Annotated in this window: 4 protein-coding genes and 1 pseudogene; all 5 read right to left on the reverse strand. The window is 73.9% G+C overall.

Features of this window, described 5'->3' with window-relative positions; all coding sequences use genetic code 11:
* Positions 1-194 (reverse strand): annotated as a pseudogene (locus tag IJH84_RS20340) (hypothetical protein); the annotation flags it as partial.
* On the reverse strand, positions 194-694 hold the full coding sequence (locus tag IJH84_RS20345; RefSeq protein WP_295147646.1) for a SigE family RNA polymerase sigma factor: 501 nt from the start codon (positions 692-694) through the stop codon (positions 194-196). The pseudogene IJH84_RS20340 and the gene IJH84_RS20345, both read right to left, overlap by 1 nt.
* Positions 695-875: 181 nt before the next feature.
* Positions 876-1247 (reverse strand): hypothetical protein, encoded by a 372-nt coding sequence (locus IJH84_RS20350; RefSeq protein ID WP_200068099.1) that lies wholly within the window; start codon positions 1245-1247, stop codon positions 876-878.
* A 4-nt stretch (positions 1248-1251) separates the two neighbouring features.
* The gene (locus IJH84_RS20355) at positions 1252-2193 is read right to left on the reverse strand and encodes a DUF5926 family protein (protein ID WP_295147641.1); all 942 of its coding nucleotides are present in this window, start codon (positions 2191-2193) and stop codon (positions 1252-1254) included.
* Between the two features lie 137 nt (positions 2194-2330).
* A partial coding sequence (locus tag IJH84_RS20360) for a DUF4328 domain-containing protein (RefSeq protein WP_295147644.1) occupies positions 2331-3181 on the reverse strand: 851 nt, incomplete at its 5' end.

Below are 3181 nucleotides of genomic sequence, written 5' to 3' on the forward strand. Positions count from 1 at the left end.
GACCGGGCGACCAGCGTGGCACCGCCACCGACCAGCGCCGTCAACGCCATCGCACTGCCCACCGCGGCGAGGGCCGTCTGCCGCCTGCGGCGACGGCGCGCGGACGCCACCAACGCCCATTCGGCGCCCGGGCGCACCGGCACTTCCAGCCGGTCGTCGGCGAACAAGCGGTGCAGCTCGTCGTCGAGCCCCATCACACCTCACCGCCCTCGAACAGCGGGCCGAGCTTGCGGCGCAACGCGGCCAGCGCCTTGCTGGCCTGGCTCTTCACCGTGCCCGGGCTGACGCCCAGCGAGCGGGCGATCTCCGCTTCGGACAAGCCCTCGTAGTAGCGCAGCACCACGACCGCGCGCTGCCGCGGCGGCAGGTCCCGCAGCGCCTGCCACAGCGGCTCGTTCTCCAGCCGGTCCGGGGCATCGGCGGCCGGGACGTCCGGGAACTCGGCGAGCAGCGTTTCCCTGCGAGTTCTGCGCCAGCGGCTGACGTGCGCGTTGGCCATCGCCTTGCGCACGTAGGCGCGGGGTTCCTGGCAGCTCTGGCTGATCTTCGACCAGCGGGCGCCGACCTTCTCCAGCACCGTCTGCACCAGGTCCGCCGCGTCGTGCGGATTGCCGGTCAGCGCGTGGCCGTAGCGCATCAACCCGGGCAGGGCGGCCCGGACGAACTCCGCGAAGTCGTCCTCCACCTCGGCCACGTCCCGCGCTCGCACCGGGCGCGACCAGCTCACCGCCGACTCCGCGGCGGGTGGCACAGCAGGCGATCGAGCGGTCACGCCACCACTCCCCTCCGCAGCACTGTCGCTTTACGGAGGTACGCGCCCGCGGTCGGCAGGGTTGCCGTTCCGGTTCCGGACCACCCGAACGGCCCAGCGGAGATCAGGGCGCGGAGCCGATCCACATCCCGGGACGCCGTCGGTGCGTGGTCAGGTAAGTGAGCCCGGCTTCCCCGGCCGTGAAGGCGCGGCGCGAGCCGTGCGGGAGCCACAGCAGCGCGCCCCCGGTCATCGGGTGCGAGCCGTCCGCGGCTTCGAGCACGCCGTTCCCGCCGAGCACGAGCAGCAGCACGTCCAGGTCCGGTTCGGCGTGCGCGTCCACACGCTGGTGCGGGGCCAACCGGACGACGTTGGCGTCCAACTGCCGCCCGGCTTCAGCGAGCTTCCACCGCACACCGGATGACTCGTCCGCGGCGAGCTCCCCCACGTCGGCGAGGACGCGCGGGAGCTCCTCGGGCACTTCGCGCTCCGGCATCGCCTCAGCGCAGCGTGACTTGGCGACCGCGCAACCCGTCGCGGGAACGCCGCTCGGTCGCGTCCAGCGGAGTGCTCTCCAGCGACTGCAACGCCTCGGTGAGCCGTTCGCCCAGCGCAGCAGCGGGTTCGTCCCACTCCCGCGGGTGCTTGTCGCGGTCCAGGTCCCACACCGGCACCAGCACGCCGTGCGCGCGGAACGACCCGGCGAACCGGCTGTCGTCGTCCAGCGCCAGCTCACCGCGCGCGGACAGGCGCGCGCAGGCGGCCAGCAGCTTCTCCTCCGGCTCCGGGCGCACCCAGCGCAGATGCGCCTTCTCGCCGGTGTCCACCCAGTACGCCGAGCGGGCGGTGGAGAGCCGGGCGGTCGGCATGATCGCGGCGTTCGCCCGCTCCAGGGACAGCTTGATCTCACCGGTCGGCTCGGTGCCCTCCGGCAGCCACCACGAGAAGTCCTCGTGCAGCTCGACGTCCAGCTCGGCGTCCGGGTCGATCAGGTCCTGCAACCGGGTCGCGTCCGGCTGCGGCGTATCGGGGCCGACGACCGGCAGCGACTCGCCCGCCTCGGCCTCGCGCACCCACTCGACCGCGCGGGCCAGGTCGCGGCTGAGATCGCCGGAGCGGGTCTGCACCTGCAGCCCGACGAACGCCTCCTCGTCGGAGCGCTTGACCGCCGCGGCCGCCATCGGCAGCACCGAGGCCACCGTCACGTCCGCGCCGTCGCGCAACGGCAGCTTCGCCGTGGCCGACGGGACGAACTCGCGCAGGGCCACCAGGTCGCCCTCCGCGGCCAGGCCCTCGAACGGCCTGGTCACGATCACGTCGCCGGCACCTCGGGCGGTGCCGTGGCAGTTCTTGTAGCGCTTGCCGGACCCGCACGGGCAAGGCTGCCTCGGGCCGACAGCGCCCTCTGCGGCCTGGGACCGGGTGGCCGTTCGCTTCGACACTCGAAGCCTCCTCGCTCGAGTCGTGTGATCGGACCCACCGACGCTACCGAGCCGCGGACACCGGCGATTCCCCGGGGCAACCGCCGTGCGCTGTGCCAGCCGCCCGCTGTGCCAACCGCCCGCTGGGCGAAGCTCGCTCAGCGCGCGGCGGTGGACGGCCGCTCGGCGCGCTGCGGCGCCGGCGCACCCCGGACGTCGAGGACGCGCCAGCGCGCCAGCCCCGCCGGATCCAGCGGCACGATCAAGCTGGACAGGTAGTGCACGACGCGCAACGTCAGCACTGCCACGGCCACCACGGCCACATCGGACCAGAAGTGCAGCACCACGCCGTCCGCAAGCGCCTGTACTCCGCTGCGGAAACCCCACAGGAACGCGATCCAGCCGAGCACGAGGCTCACCGCCCACGCGGCCCACCAAGCCAGCACCAGCCGCGAGGGACGGGGACGCTCGCCGGAACCGCGGGTGCCCGCACCGATCAGCACGGCGTGTTCGACCTCGGCCAGCGCCGAACCCGGCAGCACCAGGTTCGCGCCGGGCACCAGCACCCCCGCCACGACCTGCCAATCCGGGCGGCGCGGAAGCACCCCGATCCGATCCGCGGAGGCGACGCGCGCCCACAGCAGCCACAGCACGGCGAAAACTCCGCTGCAGAAACCGAGCAGCCAGCTCAGCGAACCCGCTGCGAGCACCAGGGCGTCCGAGACGTCCAACGCGGTTTTCGACAGCGCGGTGTCCCGGCTCATCAGCAGCAGCACGTAGCGCCAGAGCTCCGCCGCGGCGGCCACACCGGCCATGCCCGCGGTCAGCCGCAGCGCCGAGATCGTCGTCGCCGACCATGACGCGACCCGCTGCACCGGATCGGCCCGCGGCTGCGTCGGCAGCGCGAGCGGCCAGCGCCATCCCAGCGGCGGGAAGCCCCACCGCGGAACCGCCGGGTACGCGGGCGGTCCGGCGTAGGGGCGAGCCGGGCGCGGGCGCCTGCGCGTGC

The sequence above is a fragment of the Saccharopolyspora sp. genome (assembly GCF_017434145.1).
In the GTDB taxonomy this organism is placed as follows: domain Bacteria; phylum Actinomycetota; class Actinomycetes; order Mycobacteriales; family Pseudonocardiaceae; genus Saccharopolyspora_C; species Saccharopolyspora_C galaxeae.